Annotated in this window: 18 protein-coding genes; 4 read left to right on the top strand and 14 right to left on the bottom strand. The window is 66.6% G+C overall.

Translation table 11 applies throughout. The annotated features are described in order from the left end of the window. Nucleotides 1–141: 141 nt before the first annotated feature. The gene (locus tag V6V88_RS22765) at nt 142–501 is read left to right on the top strand and encodes a Rap1a/Tai family immunity protein (protein WP_056325755.1); all 360 of its coding nucleotides are present in this window, start codon (nt 142–144) and stop codon (nt 499–501) included. Between the two features lie 10 nt (nt 502–511). Here V6V88_RS22765 and V6V88_RS22760 read toward each other — a convergent pair whose 3' ends face one another. Continuing rightward, nucleotides 512–2,611, bottom strand: coding sequence for a TonB-dependent siderophore receptor (locus V6V88_RS22760; protein ID WP_338616477.1), 2,100 nt, complete (start codon nt 2,609–2,611; stop codon nt 512–514). A 184-nt stretch (nt 2,612–2,795) separates the two neighbouring features. Between V6V88_RS22760 and V6V88_RS22755 the strand changes: the two genes are divergently transcribed. Beyond that, nucleotides 2,796–4,067: a PepSY-associated TM helix domain-containing protein gene (locus tag V6V88_RS22755; RefSeq protein ID WP_062839647.1), complete on the top strand. Its 1,272-nt coding sequence runs from the start codon at nt 2,796–2,798 to the stop codon at nt 4,065–4,067. Between the two features lie 25 nt (nt 4,068–4,092). Here V6V88_RS22755 and V6V88_RS22750 read toward each other — a convergent pair whose 3' ends face one another. From V6V88_RS22750 to V6V88_RS22695, 12 genes are all read right to left on the bottom strand, one after another. Continuing rightward, nucleotides 4,093–5,247, bottom strand: a complete 1,155-nt coding sequence (locus V6V88_RS22750; RefSeq protein ID WP_062839648.1) for an iron-containing alcohol dehydrogenase — start codon at nt 5,245–5,247, stop codon at nt 4,093–4,095. Between the two features lie 4 nt (nt 5,248–5,251). Next, entirely contained in the window at nt 5,252–5,860 is a 609-nt protein-coding gene (locus V6V88_RS22745; protein ID WP_062839649.1) for an ANTAR domain-containing protein, read from the bottom strand. Continuing rightward, nucleotides 5,857–6,996, bottom strand: a complete 1,140-nt coding sequence (locus V6V88_RS22740; protein WP_062839650.1) for a transporter substrate-binding domain-containing protein — start codon at nt 6,994–6,996, stop codon at nt 5,857–5,859. The genes V6V88_RS22745 and V6V88_RS22740 overlap by 4 nt, the downstream gene beginning before the upstream one ends. Continuing rightward, nucleotides 6,993–8,504 carry an amidase gene (locus V6V88_RS22735; protein ID WP_062839651.1) on the bottom strand — a complete coding sequence of 504 codons (1,512 nt, stop codon included), beginning with the start codon at nt 8,502–8,504 and terminating at the stop codon, nt 6,993–6,995. The genes V6V88_RS22740 and V6V88_RS22735 overlap by 4 nt, the downstream gene beginning before the upstream one ends. A gap of 13 nt (nt 8,505–8,517) precedes the next feature. Beyond that, nucleotides 8,518–9,222, bottom strand: a complete 705-nt coding sequence (locus V6V88_RS22730) for an ABC transporter ATP-binding protein (protein ID WP_056325774.1) — start codon at nt 9,220–9,222, stop codon at nt 8,518–8,520. Continuing rightward, nucleotides 9,206–9,940 (bottom strand): ATP-binding cassette domain-containing protein, encoded by a 735-nt coding sequence (locus V6V88_RS22725; RefSeq protein ID WP_338616470.1) that lies wholly within the window; start codon nt 9,938–9,940, stop codon nt 9,206–9,208. The genes V6V88_RS22730 and V6V88_RS22725 overlap by 17 nt, the downstream gene beginning before the upstream one ends. Next, complete coding sequence (locus V6V88_RS22720; RefSeq protein WP_338616467.1) at nt 9,937–10,929, bottom strand: branched-chain amino acid ABC transporter permease; 993 nt, start codon at nt 10,927–10,929, stop codon at nt 9,937–9,939. Before V6V88_RS22720 ends, V6V88_RS22725 begins: the two co-directional genes overlap by 4 nt. Beyond that, nucleotides 10,929–11,798, bottom strand: a complete 870-nt coding sequence (locus V6V88_RS22715) for a branched-chain amino acid ABC transporter permease (RefSeq protein ID WP_338616465.1) — start codon at nt 11,796–11,798, stop codon at nt 10,929–10,931. Before V6V88_RS22715 ends, V6V88_RS22720 begins: the two co-directional genes overlap by 1 nt. 7 nt (nt 11,799–11,805) lie before the next feature. Continuing rightward, nucleotides 11,806–13,047, bottom strand: coding sequence for an ABC transporter substrate-binding protein (locus V6V88_RS22710; RefSeq protein ID WP_279991715.1), 1,242 nt, complete (start codon nt 13,045–13,047; stop codon nt 11,806–11,808). A 323-nt stretch (nt 13,048–13,370) separates the two neighbouring features. After that, nucleotides 13,371–13,922, bottom strand: coding sequence for a cytochrome b (locus tag V6V88_RS22705; protein ID WP_338616460.1), 552 nt, complete (start codon nt 13,920–13,922; stop codon nt 13,371–13,373). A gap of 102 nt (nt 13,923–14,024) precedes the next feature. Next, complete coding sequence (locus V6V88_RS22700; RefSeq protein ID WP_338616458.1) at nt 14,025–15,575, bottom strand: cryptochrome/photolyase family protein; 1,551 nt, start codon at nt 15,573–15,575, stop codon at nt 14,025–14,027. Between the two features lie 16 nt (nt 15,576–15,591). Next, the gene (locus V6V88_RS22695; RefSeq protein WP_223572784.1) at nt 15,592–16,200 is read right to left on the bottom strand and encodes a lipocalin family protein; all 609 of its coding nucleotides are present in this window, start codon (nt 16,198–16,200) and stop codon (nt 15,592–15,594) included. Nucleotides 16,201–16,450: 250 nt separating this feature from the next. On the opposite strand from V6V88_RS22695, the gene V6V88_RS22690 reads away from it, so the two are divergent. Together V6V88_RS22690 and V6V88_RS22685 are read left to right on the top strand one after the other, a co-directional pair. After that, nucleotides 16,451–17,245, top strand: coding sequence for a hypothetical protein (locus V6V88_RS22690; RefSeq protein ID WP_338616452.1), 795 nt, complete (start codon nt 16,451–16,453; stop codon nt 17,243–17,245). A 28-nt stretch (nt 17,246–17,273) separates the two neighbouring features. Beyond that, a complete protein-coding gene (locus tag V6V88_RS22685) occupies nt 17,274–17,909 on the top strand; it encodes a hypothetical protein (RefSeq protein ID WP_223572780.1) in 636 nt (211 codons plus the stop codon). 9 nt (nt 17,910–17,918) lie between these two features. Here the strand turns inward: V6V88_RS22685 and V6V88_RS22680 are convergent, their stop codons facing one another. Beyond that, the gene (locus V6V88_RS22680) at nt 17,919–22,109 is read right to left on the bottom strand and encodes an autotransporter domain-containing protein (protein ID WP_338616449.1); all 4,191 of its coding nucleotides are present in this window, start codon (nt 22,107–22,109) and stop codon (nt 17,919–17,921) included. Nucleotides 22,110–22,514: the final 405 nt, after the last annotated feature.

Below are 22,514 nucleotides of genomic sequence, written 5' to 3'. Positions count from 1 at the left end.
AACGGGGAGTCTATGGGGAACGCGGTATGTTGATACCTGCCACATGCGGCAAGTCGGGCAGACCGCTTTGGGCCGTTCGGTGGCGACTACGCTATTCTCCGGTCAGATTCTGAAGTCCGGTTCAAAGAGGAACGTTGAGCAATGAAACGCGTGGCATCGATCTTCATGCTGTTTTCCTGCGTGACCGTCCAGGCGCAGGATGTCCGTACCTGGCATTTTTCCGGCGCCGATCTGATCGCCGCCATGGAAGGAAAAATGCCCTCGGAGATTCGCGATGCCTCGCTGGCACGCCAGTTTTCTTCGGCTTATGCGCAGGCCTATGTGAGCGGAATTGCCGATCAGACGCAAGGTACGGTCTGGTGCACCCGAACCGGCGTCCTGCCGCATGAATTGAAAGACCGGGTGCACAGCTATCTGACTGCGCTGCCAGGCAGCCGGGTGAACGGGAACGCCGGGCCGCTGGTGGGCGAGGCGCTGGCGCGGTCGTTCCCTTGCCGGTAGGGGCGTCGCTTCAGTAGCGCAAGGCCAGGCTGACCAACGTGGTGCGCCCATTCCCCAGCGCGACGGCGTTGCGCACGCCGCCCGCGTAATACTGTTTGTCGAACAGGTTGTTCATGGTCAGGGCCGCCCGCCAACGCCCCGCGTCATAGGCCACGCCCGCATCGGCCACCAGATATCCGGGAATGTCGTAGCCGTAGGTATAGCGGCTTCCTTCTGCGCGAAGGCCGCCCGTCAGCTCCCAGCCGGCCAGGCTGCCCTGCATCCGATAGCGCGCCGTCACGTTGAAGCTGTGCCGCGGCACGCTGTTGAGGCGGGTGTTGTTGGTGGAGGGCACTTGGCCGCCGTCGTCCACGACCACGGCCGATAGATAGGCATAGCCGCCCATGAGGCTCAGGCCATTGCCCAGGTCCGACGCCCATCCCAGTTCCGCGCCGCGTGTGCGCTGTTTGCCGACCGCGATGCTGTAGCCGTCATTCACCGGGTCCGCCTGCAGGACGTTGCGCCGCTCCAGGTCGAACGCGGCCACCGTGATGCTGGTGGCGCCGTCGTCAAGATCGATCTTCACGCCGGCTTCCCATTGCCTGCCGCTTTCGGGCTTGAAGGTGTTGCCGTCGACGTTGGTGCCGCTGTTGGGATAGAACGACGTGGCGTAGCTGATATAGGGGCGCACGCCGGGCGCAATCTCGTACATCAGCGCGCCCGACCCGGTGATGGCGTTATCGCTGCTGTCCTCGCGGGATTGTGTGAGATGGTCGGTCGAATAGGTGCTGGCGGTGTCATGGCGCAGGCCGAACACCGCGTTCCACCGCTCGCCCAGCGCGATCTGATCACGGGCATACACGCCGATCGCGCGCACGGTGGTGCTGCTGTCGGTGCGCGGATTGGCCGGGCAGTTGATGGGGCTGCCGTAAACCGGTTGGTAGACGTCCAGGTCCCGCACCGAGCAGTTGTACGACAGGCTGTTTTCGCGCGTGCGCAGGTAATCCACGCCGACCGTGATGTCGTGGGCGCCGAATCCCGTTTCGAATCTGCGCTGCGCGTTGGTGTCCAGCGTGATCGTGTCGCCGTCCCAGTGCTGGTCCGTGGCGGTACGCCGCAACGTCCGATTGTCGGCGCGCAGCAGGCCATTGGCGACCAGTTGGCCGTTGAGCGTGAACGACTGCCAACGCGCGTTCTGGTTGACCGTCCAGCCATTGTCGAAGCGGTGCGTCAGCGCGTACCCCACGCGGCTCTGGTAGCCGCGATAGGGGTCCTGGCCGGGCTCGCCGGTGAAGCGGTCCCGGGGGATGGCGCCATTGGGGTTGGACTGGACCGTCCCGACGATCGGCAGTCCCTGCTGGCGGATGTAGCGGCGTTCCTGGTAGCTGGTTAGGATGGTGAAATCCGTGCGCGGACCCAGATCCAGCGACAGCGACGGGGCGATGAATCGATTCTTGAACCACACGTGGTCGGTCTCGTCATTCGAATTCATGGCCAGGGCATTGACGCGAAACGCCGCCTTGCCGTTGTCCGACAGCGGGGTGCCCATGTCCAGCGTGGCCTGCCGGAATTCGTGGCTGCCCAGCGTGGTGGCCGCTTCGGCGAAGGTTTCGGCGCGCGGGCGCTTGCTGACCATGTTGACCAGGCCCCCGGGAAGGACCTGACCGTAAAGCAATGAGGCCGGTCCCTTCAGCACTTCCACTTGTTCCACACCGAACAGCTGTTCGGCGACACGGTTGCTTGCCGCCGTGCGCAGCCCGTCCAGGAACAGGGAATCGGAGGCGACCTGCCCGCGGATGATGAGATCGTCCCAGCCGCGGCGGCCAAACTGATTGGCGACCACACCGGGCACGTTATGCAGCGCGTCGGCCAGGGTCTGCGCCTGCTGCGCGTCCAGAACCGCTCGCGGCACCACGGTGATCGACTGCGGCGTCTTGGACAGGGGAACGGACGACTTGTTGACGGCGGGCGGCGCAACCGGGTTGAAGAGTCCGTCCTGGCCGGCGTCATCGTCGCCGGTGACGCGCACGGCGGGCAGTTGCACGGGGGAATCGTCAGCCTGAGCGACAGCGGCAAAGGGGGCGGCCAACACGATGGCGGCGGCCAGTGCCGAATAGGAATTCAAGGACATGGAAGGACGGCGGGCGCAGGAGAAGCGGTGGGTATGCATGCGCGGCGGCACGCTTGATCGCTGATCAACGTGCTTTGCGAATGAGAATAACAACGATTAATTATAAGCACTACAATGCGCGTTGGGCGCGGCCATGCGCCCGAAAATTTCGTCCTTGTGCCGCTTTACATCACATTCATGTCTCATGCCGTCTTCGCTTGAATCTTCCGCCGGCACGCTTGCCGCAGCCAAGACGCGTTCGTCCGCCCGCCGGCTTTGGTTCGATCTGCATAGCTGGATTGGCATGAATCTGTGCCTGCTGCTCAGCTTCATTTTCTGTACGGGGACGCTGGCAGTGGTGGCGACCGAGATCGATTGGCTGATCGAACCCGCCATGCGCGTGACGCCCCAGGACCGCCAGGCCAGTTGGGGAGAAATGCTGGCGGCCGCGGAGCGGGCGCACCCCGGCTTGCGCCTGCGCAGCCTGGCCGCGCCGCATGGCGAGCGCTTTGCCGCCGAAGCGCTGATGCGTCAGGACAATGGTGAATTGCTGCGGGTGTGGGTGAATCCGCATACCGCGCAAGTGACCGGGCAGTCGTCGTGGTGGAGCGCTCAGCGATGGCTGCGGGACACGCATCGAAACCTCATGCTGCCCCCGAAATATGGCGTGCCATTGGTCGCGCTTCTGTCGATCCCGCTCCTGTTGATGCTGGTCAGCAGCCTCTACATCTACAAGCGTTGGTGGCGCGGATTCCTGGCCTGGCCACGCAAGGGCAAACCGCGGCTGACGTGGGGCGACGTGCATCGCCTGGCGGGCGTCTGGAGTCTCGGGTTCGTGCTGCTCATCGGCGTGACCGCGTTTTGGTATCTGGCCGAGTCATTGGGGGCGAAGGCGCCGCTTCCGCCAACGATCGTGCAGCTCAAGGGCGCGGCCACGCACGCGCCGCTGGCCGCCCAGGACGTGGACAGGGCGATTTCTGCCGCGCAGGCGGCCTGGCCCGATCTGAAGATCTCCAGCGTGCGGCCGAGCCCCAATGGGAAGGCGCTGCTGTTGGAAGGGCAGGCAAACGGATGGCTGTTGCGCGAGCGCGCCAACGTCATCGGCGTGGAGATCGCCTCGGGCGCCATCCTGGGACGCAACGACGGGCAGGACATGAGTGTTCACCAGCGCATCGGCGAGGCGGCCGACCCCCTCCATTTCGGCACGTTTGGCGGCTGGCCGGTGCGGGCGTTGTGGTGCTTTTTCGGAATGTTGTTGACCACGTTATCCCTGACCGGCGCGTATCTCTACGGCATCCGCATCGCCGAGTCGGCGCGCACCGCGCTCAAGCGGCGCGGTGCGCCTGCGGGCGCACCGCATTCCCGCGACCCGTCGGCCTGGGCGGCCGCGTGGCGGCGCATGGGCCGGTGGCGCTGGCTGGCCGGCGGCGTGCTCGGCATGTGGCTTGCGCTCGTGATCATCCAGGCGCTGAAATAAGGCCGAGGGCCGCGCGGCAGGCCGCTCAGTAGGCGGCGCGGTAGATGTCCAGCGCCTGCGCCTCATCGATGGGCAGCGGGTTGTTCATCAGCAGGCGCTGCTGCGCCATGGCGGCGCTTGCCAGCGTGGGCAGGTCGGCTTCCGAGATGCCCACGGCGCGCAGCCCCTTCGGCAACTCGGCCTGGCGGATCAGGTCTTCCAGGAAGGCGATGAAGGCGGCCGCGCCGCTGGCGTCATCCGCGGCCGGCGGCAAGCCTACCGCCCGCCCCAGCTCGGCGTAGAGAGGCGCCGCGGCCTGCGCATTGAAGTGCAGCACGGCGGGAAGCACCAGCGCGTTCGACAGGCCATGCGGCACATGGAATATGCCGCCGATGGGGTAGGCCAGCGCGTGCACGCCACCCACGGGCGCATTGGCGAATGCCTGGCCGGCCAGCATCGCGCCCAGCAGCATGTCCGACCGCGCCTGCAGATTGGCGCCGTCGCGGCAAACGGTGATCAGGTTGGCGGACAGCAGCTTCAACGCCAGGATGGCCAGATGATCGGACAGCGGATTCTTCAGGCGTTTGCTGGTGTAGGCCTCGATGGCGTGCACCATTGCGTCCACGCCGGTGGCGGCCGTGGCGGCGGGCGGCAGGCCGACCGTCAGTTCGGCATCCAGAAAGGCCGCATCGGCATAGAGCTGCGGCGCGACCACGCCGCTTTTGGTGGTGGCGCCCGTGGTCACGATCGAAATCGGCGTGACTTCCGAGCCTGTGCCGGCCGTTGTCGGCACCTGAATCAGCGGCAAGCGCTGGCCTTGCACCTGGTTGACGCCGTACATGGCGGCCAGCGGCTGATCGCTCTTGCACAACAACGCCACCAGCTTGGCCACGTCCATGGACGAACCGCCGCCAAAGCCGATCACCACGTCGGCGTCGAATGCGCGGGCGCGTTCCGCGGCCGCCTGCACCACGGCTTCGGGCGGGTCGGCGACCACATCGTCGATCACCAGCGTCTGCCACCCGCTGGCGGCCAGGCTGTCCAGCGCCGGTTGCAGCGCGCCGCTACGGTTCAGGAAGTTGTCGGTGACGAGCACCGCGCGCGCGCCGGCATGGCGTTCGCGCAGCAGGGCGCCCAGGCGGCGAGCCAGGCCCGGTTCGACAAGAATGTGGGGGACGGTCTGAAATGAAAAGGCGGACATGGGATCAGGAGAATTCGTTGATGATGGTTTGCGCCACGTCTTCGAGCGACGATCGCGTGGCCATGGCGCGCCCCTGGATTCGGCGGTGCGCCTCGTTTTCGGTGATGCCTTCGCGCGCGATCAGCAGCGTCTTGGCGGTGGCGACCTTGCTGACCGCGGCGTATCGCCCTTCCAGCTTGCGCATGTGAGCCATCGTGGCGGCCTGCTGGCGCCAGGCGGTACGCGCCAGCAGCAGCTGGGTCAGCAGGCCAAAAGGGCGGATCGGCCGCTCGATGACGCCGGTGCAGCCGCTATGCAGCACCAGTTGCAACGTGGCCGGGTTCTCGTACTCGACGATGCCGACCAGCGGCGGGCTCAGCGCATTCAGGCCATCGGCCAGCTTCTGGATGGCATCGCGATAGTCTTCTTCGATGGGCAGAACGACCACGTCGGTATCGGTGCAGAGCGTATCGGGCAGCGGCCATTGCTGGGTCGGCACGCAGCCGATGCGTTTCAGATGCGACATCAACAGACGCGATTCGGCATCCTGCGGGTGCAGGACCAGCACGCGCAGGCCGTTCAGTTCGCGCAGCGCCGTGGTGCTGCGGCCGGGCCGGGTCAAGGGGGCTGTCACGGTAGCGCCAGGGCCTCGGGGTCCAGCGCGTGGTCAACCAGGTACGGCACCGGCCGCACCGCGGCCCGCGCGGCGTAGATGATCTTGAACTGGCGTTGCGCATCGATGCGCGCGATGCGCGGCCAGAGCGAGGTGTGCTGCGTATCGCCATCGATGGTGACCAGGCCTTGGGGCGCTTCGAACTGGGCGCCGTCCAGGGCCTGCACCAGGTCGGGCACGGCCAGACCGCCCGCGCGGCGCGCGGCGTCGGCCACGAGATGGACCTGGGAATAGGCGGCTTCGGCGCCTGCCGTGATCGGGCTGTCTTCGCCGAAGCGCGCATGGTAGGCCTGGGCGAACCGGCGGCTGGGCGCGGTGTTCAGGGACGCGAAGTAGGGCGCGGCCGTGATGTGGCCTTCGGCCTCTTCAGCGGTAAGCGCCGCCACGTCGGTCTCGTTGGTGGCCAGGCTGACGATGGGCATGCGCGCCGGGTCCAGGCCCAGCTCGCGGTAGGCGCGGTACAGCTTGACGATGTCCCGGCCGACCATGGTCGAGTAGATGGCGTCCGGACGCAACGCCACGGCGCGCTTCAGCACATCGGCCAGGTCCTCCTGCGGCGCGTTCAGCGGCAGGTAGACCTCGTCGACCACTTCGCCGCCCGCCTGCTCGTAGAGCTCGCGCATGATGCGGTTGGACTCGCGCGGGTAGACGTACTGGCCGCCAATGAAGAGCACGCGGTTGCCGAAGTGGCGGATCACGTAACTGGCCAGCTGCACCGAGTTCTGGTTGGGCACCGAGCCGCCGTAGAAGCAATAGGGCGAGTACTCGAAACCCTCGTAGAGCGTGGCGTAGAACAGCAGCGCGCGGCGGCTTTCGACGACCGGCAGCACGGCCTTGCGGGTGCTGGACATGTGGGTGCCGAAGATCAGCGGCACGCGCTCGCGGTCGCAGAGCCATTCGGCTGCTTGGCGATAGTCGGCCGGCTGGGCGCCCACGCGTGCGCTGACAGGAACGAGCGGCACGCCGCCGATGCCGCCGGCGGCATTGACTTCGTCGATGGCCAGCAGCGTGGCGTTTTCCTGGGTGATCTCGGTGGCCGCTGTCAGGCTCTCGTGCGAGAACAGCAGGCCGACCCGATGGCCGGTGGTGGCGGTCACAGCGATGTCCAGTCGAGCGATTGCTCGAAAGCATGGGCGGCGCGATACAGCGTCGTTTCGTCGAAATGACGGCCCACCAGCATCATGCCGACGGGCAGGCCGTCGCGCAGGGCGCAGGGCACGGAGATGGCCGGATGGCCGGTGACGTCGAAGGGCGCGGTGTTGGCGTTCATTTCAAGGGCGCGGGTCACGAAGAGGTCCGGGGCCGCGCCGGCATCGATGAGACGGGGCGCGCGCATGGGCACGGTCGGCATCAACAGCAGGTCGACGCGGTCCAAAGCCTGATCATAGGCCTGGCGCAGACGGCGCGCGAGGTTTTGCGCCTTGCCATAGTACTGGCCGCCGTAGCGCGCGTAGAAGTATTCGCCGGCCAGCAGGCAGGTCTTGACGTCGTGCGGGAACTCGTCGGCGTGGTCGCGCCAATGGCGTTGCGCCTGCATCAGACCGGTCACATACAGGCCCTTCCAGTTGGTGCCGTAATTGAAGCCCTTCATCTGCTGGGTGGTGCCCTCGACCGCGATCGGCGTCCAGATGGCATGGCCCTTGCGGTGCAGGGGCACCGGCAGCTCGACGACTTCGGCGCCCAGCGCGGCCATCTCCCGGGCCGCCTTGCGCACCGCTTCGTCCACCTCGCTTTCACTGTTTGCCCAGCCAAAGCCCTCGGGCACGACGCCAACGCGCAACCCCTTGAGCGGCATGTCCAACGCGTCCCGGTAGGACGGGCGCTCGGCGGGCAGGCCTTGCTGGCGCGGGTCCAGTCCGTCGGCGCCGGCGATGGCGTCCAGCAGCAAGGCGTTGTCGGCCACATTGGCGGTCATGATGCCGGCGTGGTCCAGCGTCATTTCGATCGGCATGATGCCGGTATAGGGAATGAGGCCGTGGGTGGGCTTCATGCCGTAGATGCCGGAGTAGGCCGCCGGAATGCGCACCGACCCGCCCTGGTCCGTGCCGATGGCCATGTCGGCTTCTCCGGCGCCGACCAGGGCCGCCGCACCCGAGGACGAGCCGCCGGCCGAGTGCTCGGGATTGCGGGGGTTGCGCACCGGGCCCGCGGCATTGGTATGGCTGCTGCCGGACACGCAGAAATACTCGCAATGGGCCTTGCCGACAATGCGGCCGCCGGCATCCAGAATGCGCGTGGCGACGGTGGCGTCCTGATCGGGCACGTAGCCGCGCAGCGTGGCCGCGCCGTTCATCATGGGCACGCCGGCCAGGCAGACGTTGTCCTTGAGCACCACGCGCTTGCCCGCCAGCGGACCGCCGGGGCGGCCGTCGATCTCGGTGCGCACATACCAGGCATTGAGCGGGTTGTTTTCGGGCTGCACGCCGGGCGTACGCGGATAGCGCACCACCGGCGGCTGATCGATCAGCGCGTCAACCTGGTCGTAGTCGGCAAACGTGGCCTCCAGAATGCTGCCGTAGGCGCGCAGCGTGGCATCGTCCAGATTCAGGCCGATGCGGCGCGCGGCCTGGTCCAGCGCTTCCAGGGTGGGACGGGGAAGGGACATCTTGGATTCCGTATCAGGATTGCAGACCGCCGTAACGCCGGGCGATCTCTTGGGCAGTGGTGGTGGCGGTGGGAACGTCGGCGATCAGCTCGCCTTTTTCCAGCACCAGAATGCGGTCGGACAACGCGCACAGGAAGTCGATGTCCTGTTCGACCAGCAGGATCGCGATGCCATGCGAGGCGCGCAGCGTCTGCAAGGCCTCGACGATCTCATCGCAGATAGACGGCTGGATGCCTTCGGTGGGTTCGTCCAGCAGCATCAGCCTGGGTTCGCCGCACAGGCAGCGGGCCAGCGCCAGCAATTGCTGTTCGCCGCCCGACAGGCTGCCGCCGGGACGATCGAGCAGACGTTGCAGGCGCGGAAAGACCTTCAACACTGAGGCGATCATGGCATCGGCGCCGCGCAGGTTCTTCACGCAGCCCATGCGCAGGTTTTCGGCCACGCTGAGCGCCGGGAAGATCTGCCGGCCTTGCGGCACGAAGCCCAGGCCCTGGCGGGCGCGCGCATGCGGGGCAAGCGCGCCGATCTTCCGGTCGGCCAGCGTCAGATCGCCGCCGGTCAGGGGCAGCTCGCCCATCAATGTGCGCAACAACGTGGTCTTGCCCATGCCGTTGCGCCCCAGAATGCCGGTGAATTCCCCGGCGGCCATGCTGAAGCTCACGCCATGCAGCACCGGGATGCGGCCGTACCCGGCCTTCAGGTCACGCGCCTGGAGCATGTGTCTCTCCTTGCTTGCCCAGATAGGCGGCACGCACTTCGGCATGCGCCATGATGTCGTCGAAGCTGCCTTCGGCCAGCACTTCGCCCTGGTTGAAGACCGTGATGCGGCCGGCGATCAGCCGGATGAAGGCCATGTCGTGCTCGACCACGACCACGGTGCTGTGGCGGTTGATGGCGCCGATCAGGTCGGCGGTCTTGCGCACCTCCTGGTGCGTCATGCCGGCTGCCGGTTCGTCCAGCAGCACCAGCTCGGGCCGCGACGCCAGGATCATGCCAAGCTCGACCCATTGCCGTTGGCCGTGGGCCAGCGCGTTGACCGGCGTGCCGGCCACCGCGTCCAGGCCGATCTCCCCCAGCACCTGGGCGGCAATCTCGTCCGGCACGCCCTGCGCGCGCCGCGCCGCGGCCAGGCGCAGGTTCTCGCGCACGTCCAGCCCTTCGAAGACGCTGGGCACCTGGGTCTTGATGCCGATGCCCAAACGCGCCACTTCGTGCGTGGCCAGCCCGCGCAGGGGGCGCCCCTTGAAGCGGAACTCGCCGCGGCTGGGCTGTAACTGGCCCGACAGCATCTTGAAGAACGTGCTTTTGCCGGCGCCGTTGGGGCCGATCAGGCAGCGCACTTCACCGCGTTCCAGCCGGAAATCGACTTCCCTGACGGCGTGCACGCCGCCGAAGCTCACGCCCAGGCCCTGGGTTTCCAACAGCAGCGTGCTCATGCTTGCTCCTTGGCCGGCCGCACCACGCGGCGGCACGTGTCGAGCACCGTCGGGGCCAGGCCGCGCGGGATCAACAGAACGAAGAGAATCAGGATGACGCCCAGCACCAGCCCGGTGTCGACGGTGTGCTGCGCGCCCAGTTGCGTGACCATGGCTTGCAGCGCCACGCAGGCGATGATGGGGCCGATCAGCGTGCCCCGGCCGCCGACGATCACCCAGATGATGATCTGTGCCGACTGCGACAGGCCGAAAACGCCCGGGCTGACGAAGGCGCCCCAGTTGGCGTAGAGCATGCCGGCAAGGCCAGCCAGCGCGCCGCCCAGCGTGAACGCGGCCAGCTTGTACAGGCTGGCGTTGTAGCCCAGCAGCAGCGCGCGCTGCTCGTTTTCACGGACGGCGGCGACCACGCGGCCAAAGCGCGAGGCCATGACGGCGCGCAGGCCGAAGTACGCCGCGATCAGGATCAGCGCGGCCAGCGTGAACGTGCCTTCGGGCGACAGGGGTTCGGCCGCGCCCGGCAGCGTCAGCGGCGGGATGGACGGAATGCCGTTGAATCCGCCCAGCAGCGCCTCGCCGATGCGATAGCTGTCGCCCGAGGTCGAATTCATCAGGTTGAACAGGATCAAGGTCACGGCCAGCGTGATGACGCCCAGATAGACGTCGCTGATCTTGCCGTAGAACATGAAGTAGCCCAGCAGGGCGGCAAAGGCCGCCGGCACGGCGACGGCCAAGGCCATCGCGGCGAGGCCGGGGCCGAAGTTGAAGGCGCCGATCGCCCAGGCATAGGCGCCCAGGCCAAAGAAGGCGGCCTGCCCGAAGCACAGGATGCCGCCGTGCCCCCAGACGAACGCCAGGCTCAGGGCCAGCAGGGCCATGACGAGGTAGACCGTCATGGACAAGAGGCTGAACATGTCGACGACGGTGGGCAATAGGATCGCGGCGGCGACGGCCGCGGCGCCCAGCGCCAGAGAAATCACAGGTACACGCATCAGATCGCTCGCTTGAAGAATCGGCCGGTGATGCCTTGCGGCAGCAGACGGATCAGCACGATGGCGGCCAGCAGCAAGGCCACCTGGCCGTAAACCGGCGTGGCAAGAAAGGTCACGCCCTGGCTGATGGCGCCGAAGAACCCCGATGCGCTCACCGTGCCGGCGATGACGGCGCTGCCGCCGCTGATGACGGTGATGAAGGCCTTGGCGATATAGGCCGAGCCAATGGTGGGGATGACGCCGGTCAGCGGGGCGAGCACGGCGCCCGCCAGACCGGACAGGGCGGCGCCCAGACCGAAGGTCATCTTGTAGACGCCATTGGGGTTCATGCCCAGCGCATTGGCCATCGCGGCGTTCTGCATGCAGGCGCGGGCGCGCAGGCCGAAATCGGTAAAGCGCAACAGGCACCACAGCGCCACCATGACGCCGGCGGCCAGCGCAATCAGAAAGAGCGTGTAGCCGCTTGCCTGGCGCGCGCCGATCGTGATGCCGCCCAGGGGCGACGAAATGCCGACCGTGGTGTTGCCAAAGACCATGGTGGCCAGGCCGATGACGGCCAGCGACAGCCCCCACGTTGCCAGCATGGTGTCGATCATGCGGCCGTACAGATGGCGCACCAGCAGGTGTTCGACCAGCACCCCGAAGACGCCGACGATCAAGGGCGCGAGCACCAGCATGGAGATCCAGATCGGCACGCCCCATTGGTTGGTGGCAAGGATGGCGACGTAGCCGCCCAGCATCATGAACTCGCCGTGGGCGAGGTTGATGATCTTCATCATCCCGAATACCACCGCCAACCCGACGCTCAACAGCGCCAGGATGGCGATCGCACCCAGGATATCGATGGCATAAATGGCAACGAGATCCATGGAACGCTCAGAACTTGATGGCGTATTGACGGTTGTCCGCCGGGTTCTTGATCAGGTCGCAGACGGCCGCGGTATCGCCGGGCTGCTGCTGCGGGAAGCTCTCGACCAGGTTGAGCTTGCGGTCGCGCACTTCGGCGATGTGCACGTCCAGCGTGCAGTGGTGGGTGGCGGGGTCCAGCGACACGCGGCCGCTCGGCGCATCGATGGCGATGCCGGATTCCAGCGCTTCGATGACCTTCATGCGGTCCAGCGAGCCGGCCTTGCGCACGCCTTCGGCCCACAGCATGAAGCCCTGATAGGCGCCCATGGCCAGTTCGGTGATGTAGGGATAGTCGGCGCCGTAGCGGGCATGGAAGCGCTTGACGAAGTCGGCGTTGGCCGCGCCGGGCAGCTCCTGCAGGTAGTTCTGGCAGACCAGGAAGCCGTTGCATTCCTCGGGCGACAGCACGATGTGTTCATTGCCGCCAGCAAAGGTGGTCGAGGCCAGCGGGATCTTGCCCGTCATGCCGGTGGCCTTCCATTGCCGGTAGAACGACATGTGCGCGCCGCCCACAAGACCCGACCAGATGAAGTCGGGCGAGGCGGCCTGGATCTTGGAAATGGCGGCGCCAAAATCGGTCACATCCAGCGGGAAGAATTCCGTGGCGACGGTCTTGCCGCCCACGTCGGCCGCGTACTTGCGCACCCAGTTGGACACGATCTGGCCGTAGTTGTAGTCGGCGGCCACGATGTACACCTTCTTGCCCCAGTGCTTGACGGCGTAGGGGGCGAGCTTTTGCACGGTCTGCGCGGGCGTCACGCCGGCCGCGAAGTAGTTGCGGTCGCAGACGCCGCCTTCGTACTGGTTGTTGTAGAAGTACAGGGTGCGATAGCGGTTGAGCACCGGGCGCACGACCTCGCGCGAGGCCGACGTGATGCCGGCGTGGACCACGGCGGCCTTGTCGCGCAGCGCGGCCTGCTGCGCGAACTGCGCATACAGCTGCATGTTCGACTGCGCGTCATAGGCGATGAAGTTGATCTGCCTGTCCAGCAGGCCGCCCTTGGCATTGATTTCCTCGGCCGCGAATCGCAGCGCGTCCATCACCGGCTTGCCGTAGATGTCCAGGCCCCCCGACAGATCGTAGATGGCGGCGACGTTGATTTTTTCCTCGCCGGCCGCAAAGGCGCGCGAGCCCGCCAGCCCCAACAGGGTAGCGGAGGCGGCGGTGGCAGCGGTGGACGAGAGGAACTGGCGGCGGTTCATGCTCATGTTGATGGCCCCTTGAGCGCTCGCGGCGCGCACGGTCTGGCGCCCGGCGCAAAGTGCAGGGACGAGCAGAGGCCGACGCCGAAAGTCGCGTAGACGTGTGTAGGTGTGTGGGTATGCCGAGAACCCGGCAGGATGTCGACGCCGTTGTCGACGAGAAAAACTGAGCGGCCTTGCGGGCAGTTGCGCCTTTGGAACTTGCCGAGCCGGCCTTCAATGCGTGAAGGCAGGGCAAATTCTAGGGGAAGGGCAAAGTCCAGGCTAGCCCCGGGATTTCCCTAGGGGCTAGCGCACGTTCGGCGTTTCGCGTTGCGTTGGGCCTGGCGTCAGCGACGTCCCGGCAGCATGCGCGCCAGCGTATTGTCCTGCAGGATGTAGTGGTGAAACAGCGCCGCGGCGGCGTGCATGCCCACCAGAAAGTAGCCAGCCGTCGCCAAGGTTTCATGCAGTTCTTTCAGCTGGCTTGCCAGCGCCTTGTCCGCGCCCACCAAGGCGGGCACCTCAAGGCCAAACAACGGAATGGCCTTTCCGCCTGCGCTTAGCGTCAGCCATCCGAGAATCGGCGTGGCCATCATGAAGGCATACAGGGCGTAGTGCATCAACCGGGCAAGCACCTCCTGCCAAGTCGGCATCGGCGGCCGGACGGCAGGCGCGGCGCCTGCGGCCACACGGATGGCCAGCCGCAAGGCAACCAGCCCGATCATGCACAGCCCCAGCGAGAAATGCAGCGCCTTGACGTTGTTGTAGAGATCGGTGCCTTTCGTGGCCAGTCCGCGCAGTTCCATGCAAGCGTAGACCAAAGCCAGCACGACGAGCATGAGCCAGTGCAGCGCGATGACGAGGCCGCCAAACTGCGTATCGGTATTCTTGATTGCCATGATTTTTTCTGCGACAGGGTATTGGGCCGCAAGCATAGCGGCCCGACCTTAACGCAGGATGAATGCCGCCGGAATGATTCGCGCTATGGCGTTAAGCAAGTCTTACAGGCCTTCCAGGCGCGTCAACGTCAGCGCCGCCTGCTCACGCAACGCGGCCTGCGCCTCCTCGGGAAGGTCCTGCCATCGCCGGTACACCATGGCAAGGCGCCGGTTGTCCTCAAGCTGCGATTGGTGGCGAGCAAAAAAATCCCAGTACAGGGCGTTGAACGGACAGGCGCGTTCGCCCGTCTTCTGCTTCTTGTCGTACGGACACGCGTGGCAGTAGTCGCTCATCCGGTCGATGTATGACGCGCTGCTGACATAGGGTTTGGTGCCCAGCAAGCCCCCGTCGGCAAACTGGCTCATCCCCACCGTGTTGGGCAGCTCGACCCATTCGAACGCGTCGATGTAGACGCCCAGATACCAACGGTGCACCTCGGCAGGGTCCAGGCCGGCCAACAGCGCGAAGTTGCCGATGACCATCAGGCGCTGGATATGGTGCGCGTAGGCGTTCTCTAGCGAATTGCCGATGGCGTCGCTCATGCAGCGCATGCGGGTCTGCCCGGTCCAGAACCAGGCCGGCAGCGGGCGCGTGTGCCCCAACGCGTTGCGCGTCTCGTACCCGGGCATGTGCGCCCAATACACCCCACGGACATACTCGCGCCATCCCAGGATCTGCCGGATGAAGCCTTCAACGGCCGCCAAGGAAGCATGTCCCGTTTCGTAGGCGGCCTGCGCCTGACGCACCAGCTCGCCGGGGTGCAGCATCTTCGTGTTCAGGGCGAACGACAACTGCGAGTGAAACAGGCGCGGATTGCCCGCGCTCATGGCGTCTTCGTAGGCCCCGAAGTTGGGCAGCGTGTGCTGGATGAAATGGTCCAGCCATGCAAGCGCCTGCGCGCGATTCAGCGGCCAGCGGAATTGATCGGCCTGCGGATTTCCAAAGCTCTGCACGCCTGTCTGACAGATCGTCTCCCATAACGCGCGATGGTCATGCACCGGCCGGTCGTCGGGCGGCAGCGGCGGGGTGCCCGGCCAGGGCTTGCGGTTGTCGTGATCAAAGTTCCATCGCCCGCCCACCGGCTCGCCAGATGCATCCATCAATACGCCGTGACGCCGGCGCATATGGCGGTAGAACGTCTCCATGAGCCAGCTCTTGCGGGGGCCGAAGAACGTGGCCACTTCGTCACGCGTCGTATGGAAATGCTCGCTGTCGGCCTGCTGCACGGAGAATGCCTGCGTCGCACTCCAGGCGCCAAGGACTTGGCTGACCCGCCATTCATCGGGTTGCTGGTAGCCCAGTTCGCGGGCGCCGTAGTGCGCCATCAGCGCAGTCAGATTCTGGGTGATGTCCTGCCGGTTGCTGGGGTTGTCGATCGCGACATACCTGACGCGATGTCCCGCCTGGCGCAGATGGCGCGCGAAATCTCGCATGGCGGCGAATATCGCCAGGATTTTTTGCGCGTGGTGCAGCACGTAGTCCGTCTCTTGACGCACTTCCATCAGCACGTACACCACGTCCGGGTCGGTCCGGGCGAACCAGCTGTGCAGCGGGTTCAGCTGGTCGCCGAGAATCAAGCGCAGGGTGCGCGCGCCAGCGCCCTTGGATGTCATGGCGCGCGACGCGGCATCAGGAAGCCGGTTCCAGCGGCGGCTGTTCGCGGTCCTGGCTGACCCAGATGAACGCGTCGGTGTCCAGGCCCAACGCCTTGGCGCGGCGCAGGATGTCGTCGCGCGTCTGCGCATTCAGTGTCTTGTCGCGCGCGAGGATCCAGGCATAGCTGCGATCCGGGCCCACCACCAGGGCCCAGCGATAATCCGGATCCAATGCGGCCACATGGTAGCCGCCGTAGAAGGGGCCGAAGAACGACACCTTCAGCGATGCCACCGAGGGGTCTCCCGTGAAGCGGGCCAGCCCCTCTGCCGAACGCCAATCGCCATTCGACCCCTTGGCCGGGTCGAATCCGCGGTTCACGACGCGCACGGTGCCGTCATCCTGAAGCGTGTAGTGCGCGGTGACGTCCGTCATGCCGCGCTCGAAACGGTGGTCCAGCCGCGCGATTTCGAACCAGCGGCCTTCATAACGATGCACGTCGAACGCGCCCACGGGCGTCACGCCTTTGGGCGGCGTGGTCGCGGCACAGCCATACAACGTCAAGCCCAATAGTCCCAGCGCCACCCACGGCGCGACGCGCCGCAACGGGTGGGTAAAACGACGACCGGCTTCTGCATGGCGCATGGCAAACCTCCGCTGAATTTGAGTCCTGGAAATTATATTTGCGCGGTTTCCGGGCCATGCTTGCGGTTCGGAAAAAATGGAAACAAATATTGGAGCGTTGGGCGCCTTATCGATTTTCGTAGAATGCCGAATCCCCATTCACGCGGCGCCTGCCGCCAAGGACGTTTTGCAGTCTGCCAAGAAAACCGTTCGACCGAGCCGTCATGGCGCCTGGACGCGTGCGAGCGCCGCGCTGGCGCTGGCGCTATTGATGACGTCTTCCGTACCGGCGCAGCCGGCCGGGCAAACGCCACGGGCCGCGGCATCCAGCGAACCGCTGGGCGGGGCGTTCGCACGGGAAGGCGTGCCGAACTCAAGCCTCTACAAGATCACCTACCGCGGCAGGCCTTACCGGCCATTGAACGCCTACCAATTCATCCACGTCAGCGCGCTGGGCCCGACCGAAGGCGGCCAGCCGATGCTGCTGGCGGTCTCCAATGACTTCATGGGCGTGGGCACGGTCCTGATCGCCGTTCAGAACGATACGCCGCTCGCGCGCGTGCTGAGTCCCGTGGTCGATGTGCGCGACCCGGATATGGGCCTGGCGCAACCCGGGCGTCAGGACCTCTTGCTGTTTACCGCCGGGGCGCGGGCATTGGTGACGTCGACCGGGCAGGTGCTGTGGTTCGAGCACCTGCGTGCCGGGGAAGCCCAACGCGCGAGCCCGTTGCTGGTGTCGGTGTCGCCGGACAATCGTCACGGCGCCGTGCTGCTCGACAACGAGATCCGGCTGAGCGTGGCAGACGAAGGTCCCTATGCCACCATCCCGTTCACCAAGGCAATGCAACGCGACGCCTTCAAGGCGGCCTGGGACGAGAGCGCGGCGCAAGCGCGCCGGGCGCTGAACGAAGGCAAGCGGATCGACCAGCGCCGGCGCTACGACAACTTGAAGGCGGAATGGATCAACCGGAATTTCCGGTGGCAAAAGCTGGGCGATAGGTGGCAGTTCATCGGACAGAACCTGAAACCTGTCACGCTTGACGTGCAACCCCGCAAGGAGCCCTGAGATGCAGGCTGTCTTCGCAACGCATTGCATGCGCGGGCTGGCGCTGTCGTGCGCCGCCGCGCTGGCCGGCTGCGCAAGCACTGCGGACGTCTATGAAAAGCATGTCCGCGCCGAAGAGGCCAACCCGTCGGACGTGGTGCTGACCTTGGACGTGGCGTTTGCACGGGCGCCGGACTACGCCCCGCGGACCATTGAGTACGGATCGACGGACAGGCGGGTGGAATATGCCGGGTACCCCAGCCTCGACGTCCCTTTCTATCAGAAGGGGGTGGGTTTCGACCTGGGCGTGGTCGGCGATCCGCGCACATTGCTGGCCGTGCCGTATCCGTCGCCCGCCACCCGCACGACATCCGCGCAATTGAAGATCTTCGGCGAACGCCTGGACGCTACGCACTATCGCTTCGTGGTCTTGCCCCGGTCCGGCTGGCGCAGCAGGAACAGTTTTCAGGTGGCGTTCGCCGTCAACGGCCGGCGCGAGGGCATGACCTTCGCCTACAGCACGGAGAAGGTGTGCGAAAGCCGCTTCGACGTAACGACGCCGACGTACGGCTTCAGGATGTCGGTGGCGGCCAGTTTTCCGGGGGGAAAACCCGGCTGCCTGAAGGCATGCGACGCCCGGCCCGGGTATCCGGGGCATTGCGCGTTCTTTTCCGGGATCGAATAATCCCGCGCTTCAAAACTGATACTCGAACCGCGCATACCCCGCTTGCGCCGACGCGTGACCGGTATTGATCAGCGCGTCGTAACCCAACGAGATCGACGTGGTCTTTGAGGGGCGAAAACCGATGCTCGCGCCGCCCGTGACGTAGTTGCGCGGCAGCGCGACGCCGGGTGCGGCGAAGCGGGTGCCGTCCTGCGACAGGACGGTGACCTGCCGGCTGGTGCCCATCAGTTCGCGCGCATAGCCCACGCGCAACTGGGCATCGATGGCGCGTTCCCCCTCGCCGAACGTCTTGTCCAGCTTGAGCATCACGTACGGCTGAAGACTGCGCGCGGTGTCGGAATCGACGTCCAGGTTCTGCGCGGCGGCGCCGCTTTCGGTAAAGCTTGCGCCCCGGAAGAACGCGTAGCGCAGTCCGGCGGCGGGCGTCAGCGTGACACTGCCCACGCGCATCGGCATGGCGGCCTGGGTGGCGGCCGAGATTTCGTGCCCGATGTGATCGCCTTGCGCGGTGCCAGACGCGCCAAACGGGCGCTTCTGCGACAGGAAGTCGAGTCCATAGCCGAGCGTTGCGGACACGATGACCGGCCCGAAGTCGCGGCCGCCATAGAGGGCCAGGCGCACGGTGTCGGTGGCGCCGGAGCTGCCCGTCTCGTCTTCGTTGATCGACGTATGCGCATAGCCGCCGGCCAGGCCCACGGTGTAGTCGCCGACGCGCCGGTCGCTGCCCGCCAGAAAGCCGAACTGGTTTGCCTTGAAGCCAGGCTGCCCGTCGTCGGCGTGCAGGCGCGTGCTCGATCCGGTGGCCTCGATCCAGGCGCCGCGCGCGGCCGGCTGCGTCTGGGGCAAGGGCAGGAAGCGTCCGAGCAGCGTCGCGTTGACCGATTGCGCGCGCATGATCGCCGCCGTGCCAAGCGCGGTGTAGATGCTGGTGTTGGTGGGAGCGACGATCACGGGGCCAGGGGCGTCGGGGGTGAACAATTGCAGGCCGACCTCGTTTGCGCCATAGGTGACCGACTGATTGAGCGTGGAAAGATCCGCGCCGGCGGACGTGGTGCTGGTTACCGTGGCAAAGGTGCCGTTGACGCCGTTGGCGGCCGAAAGCAGGGTATAGCGGCGCGCCGTGTAGGTGCCGGGCGCGTAGACGATCGATAGCCCGCCGTCCAGGGTGGCGGCGCCGCCGACGCGCAGCAGCGAGCTTTCCAGCGGATTGACCTCGATGGACAGCGTCGCGTTGCTGGCCTGGGTGTAGTTGCCGCCGACGCTCAACGTGCCGACCGACCCGCCTGGCATGACGATGCCCTGGTTCAAGAGGCTGCCGGCGATCGTGCCGTGACCCTTCAACGTGCCCTGGGCGCCCACGGCCACGTTGCCGCCGAGCAGCGCGGCGTCGTGGTTGGCATCGCCCACGGCCAGCGTGCCGCCGTCCACCCGCGTGAGGCCGGCGAAACCGCTGCTGTCGCCGTTCAGGGTCAGCATGCCGGCTCCTTGTTTGGCGAAGACGCCAGAGCCGTTCAATGAACCGTCAAACGTGCTGTCGGCCGGCGAATCCAGCGTCAACGTGCTTGTGCCGAGTTGCAGGCGCGTGCCCGCCCCGCCAGCCAGCGCGGTCACCCGCTGCGCGGCGGCGCCCGATATATCGAGCGCGGCGCCCGGACCGGCCAGCACGACGTTCGACGCGGACGACAGGCTGCCCGTGACGGCAAGCGTGCCGCTGTTGATGGTGGTGGCGCCCGTGTAGCTGTTGGCCCCCGCCAGGACCTGCGTGCCGCCGTTAAGCGTCAGGCCGCCCGTGCCGGCAATGGATCCCGAGAAATTGCCGGCGGCGTTGGTCAGCGTAAGCGTGCGCGCGCCGAGCGCCACGTTCCCCGAGCCGTTCAGGCTCGTTGCCGACGCGCCCGCCGCCGTGCCCGAGATATCCAGCGTGCCTTGGTTCGTGATCCCGTTGGAGGCTGCGATGCTGCCCGCGCCGTTGATGGCGAGGGTGGCGCCCGGGCTGATCGTGGTCGCGCCGGTATAGGTGTTTGCGCCGGTGAGCGTTTGCGTGCCGCCGCCCACCGTCAGGCCGCCCGTGCCGCCAATGCTGCCGCCGAAGGCGCTCGCCGCGTTGCTGATCGTCAGGGTGCGGCTGCCCAGCGTTACCGCGCCGCTGCCCGTCAACCCCGTGACCGATGCGCCCGCCGTGGCACCGGAAATATCGAACGTGCCGTTGGTGACGACGACATTGGAGGCTGCGACGCTGCCGTTGCCTGTCAGCGCCAGCGTGCCGCCATTGATCGTGGTCGCGCCGCTGTATGTGTGGTTGCCGGTCAGCGTCTGTGTGCCGGCGTTCAGCGTGATTCCGCCCGTCCCGCCGATGGCGCCTGCATAGGTGCCCGCCGCGTTCGTCAGCGTCAGCGTGCGCGCGCCAAGCGTGGTGGCGCCTGCGCCAGTCAGGGCTTGGACGGAAGCACCCGCCGTGGTGCCGGAAATATCGAAGGTGCCGTTGTTGATGACGCCGCTGGAGGCCGCGAGGCTGCCATTGCCAGCCAGCGCAAGGGTCGCGCCATTGCGGATGTCGGTCGCGCCGGTGTAGGTGTTGACGCCCGAAAGCGTCTGCGTGCCGCCCGCCACCATGAAACCGCCGGCGCCGCCGATCACGCCGCCGAAGTCGCCAGCGGCGCTGTTCACGGTCAGCGATTGAGAGCCCAGCTCGATGACGCCGGTGCCAGTCAGCGCCTTCAGCGAAGCGCCCGCGGCGGTGGCGGAGATATCGAACCGGCCATTGTTGACCAGCCCCGACGAGGCTGCGATGCTGCCGTTGCCCGTCAGCGCCAGCGTGCCGCTTGTGATCGTCGTGGCGCCCGTGTAGTCGTGGACGGCCGACGTGGACAGCGTGCCGCCCATCGCGGTTACGCCGCCTAATCCGGAAATGGTGCCTGTCAGCGTGAGGGGGGCCGTGCTGGTGTTGAAGGAGACTGCGGATGCGGCGTCGGTCAGGATCACGGCATTGCCGAGCGATAGACCCTGGTGTGCCGGGTTGATCTCGGCAGAGGCGCCGGCCTCGACGACCAAATCGCCCACCATCGTGGAGCCCGAGAGCAGCGTGAGTGTGTTCCCCGTGCCGCCAAACTGGATGGCAGCCGCGCGCGTGCCGTTGGCGACGCCGCCAACGATGGTGCCGGCATTCGTGATGTTGGTAAAGCCGTGCGCGATCACGCCTGCGCCCGCCGCCCCGCCGTTGCTGCTGCCGCCGGTGATCGTGCCCGCGTTCAGTATGGTGCTGTAGCCTCCCGCGAAATTGACGCCGGCGCCGCCGTCACCGCCGGTTCCGTTGCCATTGGCGCCTGTGCCGCCCGCACCGCCTGCTCCGCCGTTTATCTCGCCAAGGTTGAGGATGGAGGAGCCAGTGCCAAACACCACCAGCCCATCGCCGCCGCCACCGCCACCCCCGCCAAAGCCGCCCGTCCCGCCCGCGCCGCCGCCGCCGCCCTGGAGCGACCCGTACGACGTGAGATTCGCGCCAGTGGTGATCGATATCATCCCGGCGCCGCCACCGCCACCGGCGCCCGCGTTGCCTACGACACCATTGGACGTGGCGCCTCCGGCACCTCCGGCGCCGCCCGACATGGCGGCATTGACATTGATCGTCGCCTCGGTCCCGCTGTAGTACAGCCCGGTGCCCCCACCGCCGCCGCCGCCGCCAAAGTTGGTGCCGTCGGCGCCCGCGTCGCCCGCGGCTCCGCCGAAGTTTGCGTTTACGACGACGTTGGTGGACGCGAGAGGCAGGCCGGTGGCACCGCCGGAAGCGTTGCCGCCCGCATCGCCCGCGGCGCCGCTGCCGCCGCTGCCGCTGGTGCCGGGCGCGCCGCCGGGAACCGTCACCGTGACGGTATTGGCATCGAGCTCGCTTGAGCCGCCGCCCTGGCCGTTGCCCGCGCCGCCGTTGCCGCTGCGTCCCGGGTAACCCGCGCCGCCGGACGCGCCGCAGGCGCTGGCGTCGCTGGAAGCGCACCCCGCGGCCCACGCGGAAGGAAAGGCGCAAGTCAGGCCGAGCATCAAGGCGATCTGCCCGGCCTGGTGCGCGGCACGGGGCAGGGAGCGCCGTGGTGTCCCGCAATGCGTCGCGCTGCCTGGGACTGAGGATCTGGATGTGGCGATTTCGGGCGCGACCTGCATCAATTGCAAGGCCTGATTCCAGACGAGCCGATAGCTGCGGTTCATCGTTGCTTTCCCTTTGCGCGCCCATTAGCCGGCCGGCCCGGAGCCGGCATTCGCTGACAACTGACGCAGCGCTTCTTCATTGGTGGTGGTGGAGCCGGGCGGCGATCTTCCCGAGAGCTCGGGTACGACAGGTCGACATGCCGCCTACGGCATTCGCATGAGGCGGTCGGACTATATCACCGGGCCGCCGGCCGTCATTCGCGGAATTAAGCCGAATTCTTGAGGCAATTCCATGCAGACCGGTGCGCGACGATCGCATGGCGGCGGGGCAACAGACGGGCGGACTGAAGTGCAACAGCGCTGTGCAAAGGCAAGCGTCACTGGTAAAAAACGTCCGGAGCAGAATAAATCAGAAAACTTATGCGGCCCGTTGTTACGGTTCGCGCCGAGGGGAAGACGATGGGA

This window comes from Achromobacter sp. E1, from assembly GCF_037039475.1.
Taxonomy (GTDB): domain Bacteria; phylum Pseudomonadota; class Gammaproteobacteria; order Burkholderiales; family Burkholderiaceae_B; genus Achromobacter; species Achromobacter mucicolens.
This window is presented reverse-complemented; position numbering and strand designations above follow the sequence as displayed.

Bases quoted from the DNA above. Each gene is read 5' to 3' on its own strand.
- V6V88_RS22765 (WP_056325755.1), top strand. From the start codon at position 142: ATGAAACGCGTGGCATCGATCTTCATGCTGTTTTCCTGCGTGACCGTC.
- V6V88_RS22720 (WP_338616467.1), bottom strand. From the start codon at position 10,929: ATGCGTGTACCTGTGATTTCTCTGGCGCTGGGCGCCGCGGCCGTCGCC.
- V6V88_RS22680 (WP_338616449.1), bottom strand. From the start codon at position 22,109: ATGAACCGCAGCTATCGGCTCGTCTGGAATCAGGCCTTGCAATTGATG.
- V6V88_RS22725 (WP_338616470.1), bottom strand. From the start codon at position 9,940: ATGAGCACGCTGCTGTTGGAAACCCAGGGCCTGGGCGTGAGCTTCGGC.
- V6V88_RS22755 (WP_062839647.1), top strand. From the start codon at position 2,796: ATGCCGTCTTCGCTTGAATCTTCCGCCGGCACGCTTGCCGCAGCCAAG.
- V6V88_RS22705 (WP_338616460.1), bottom strand. From the start codon at position 13,922: ATGGCAATCAAGAATACCGATACGCAGTTTGGCGGCCTCGTCATCGCG.
- V6V88_RS22695 (WP_223572784.1), bottom strand. From the start codon at position 16,200: ATGCGCCATGCAGAAGCCGGTCGTCGTTTTACCCACCCGTTGCGGCGC.
- V6V88_RS22735 (WP_062839651.1), bottom strand. From the start codon at position 8,504: ATGTCCCTTCCCCGTCCCACCCTGGAAGCGCTGGACCAGGCCGCGCGC.
- V6V88_RS22690 (WP_338616452.1), top strand. From the start codon at position 16,451: ATGACGTCTTCCGTACCGGCGCAGCCGGCCGGGCAAACGCCACGGGCC.
- V6V88_RS22685 (WP_223572780.1), top strand. From the start codon at position 17,274: ATGCGCGGGCTGGCGCTGTCGTGCGCCGCCGCGCTGGCCGGCTGCGCA.
- V6V88_RS22750 (WP_062839648.1), bottom strand. From the start codon at position 5,247: ATGTCCGCCTTTTCATTTCAGACCGTCCCCCACATTCTTGTCGAACCG.
- V6V88_RS22760 (WP_338616477.1), bottom strand. From the start codon at position 2,611: ATGTCCTTGAATTCCTATTCGGCACTGGCCGCCGCCATCGTGTTGGCC.
- V6V88_RS22710 (WP_279991715.1), bottom strand. From the start codon at position 13,047: ATGAGCATGAACCGCCGCCAGTTCCTCTCGTCCACCGCTGCCACCGCC.
- V6V88_RS22700 (WP_338616458.1), bottom strand. From the start codon at position 15,575: ATGACATCCAAGGGCGCTGGCGCGCGCACCCTGCGCTTGATTCTCGGC.
- V6V88_RS22715 (WP_338616465.1), bottom strand. From the start codon at position 11,798: ATGGATCTCGTTGCCATTTATGCCATCGATATCCTGGGTGCGATCGCC.
- V6V88_RS22730 (WP_056325774.1), bottom strand. From the start codon at position 9,222: ATGCTCCAGGCGCGTGACCTGAAGGCCGGGTACGGCCGCATCCCGGTG.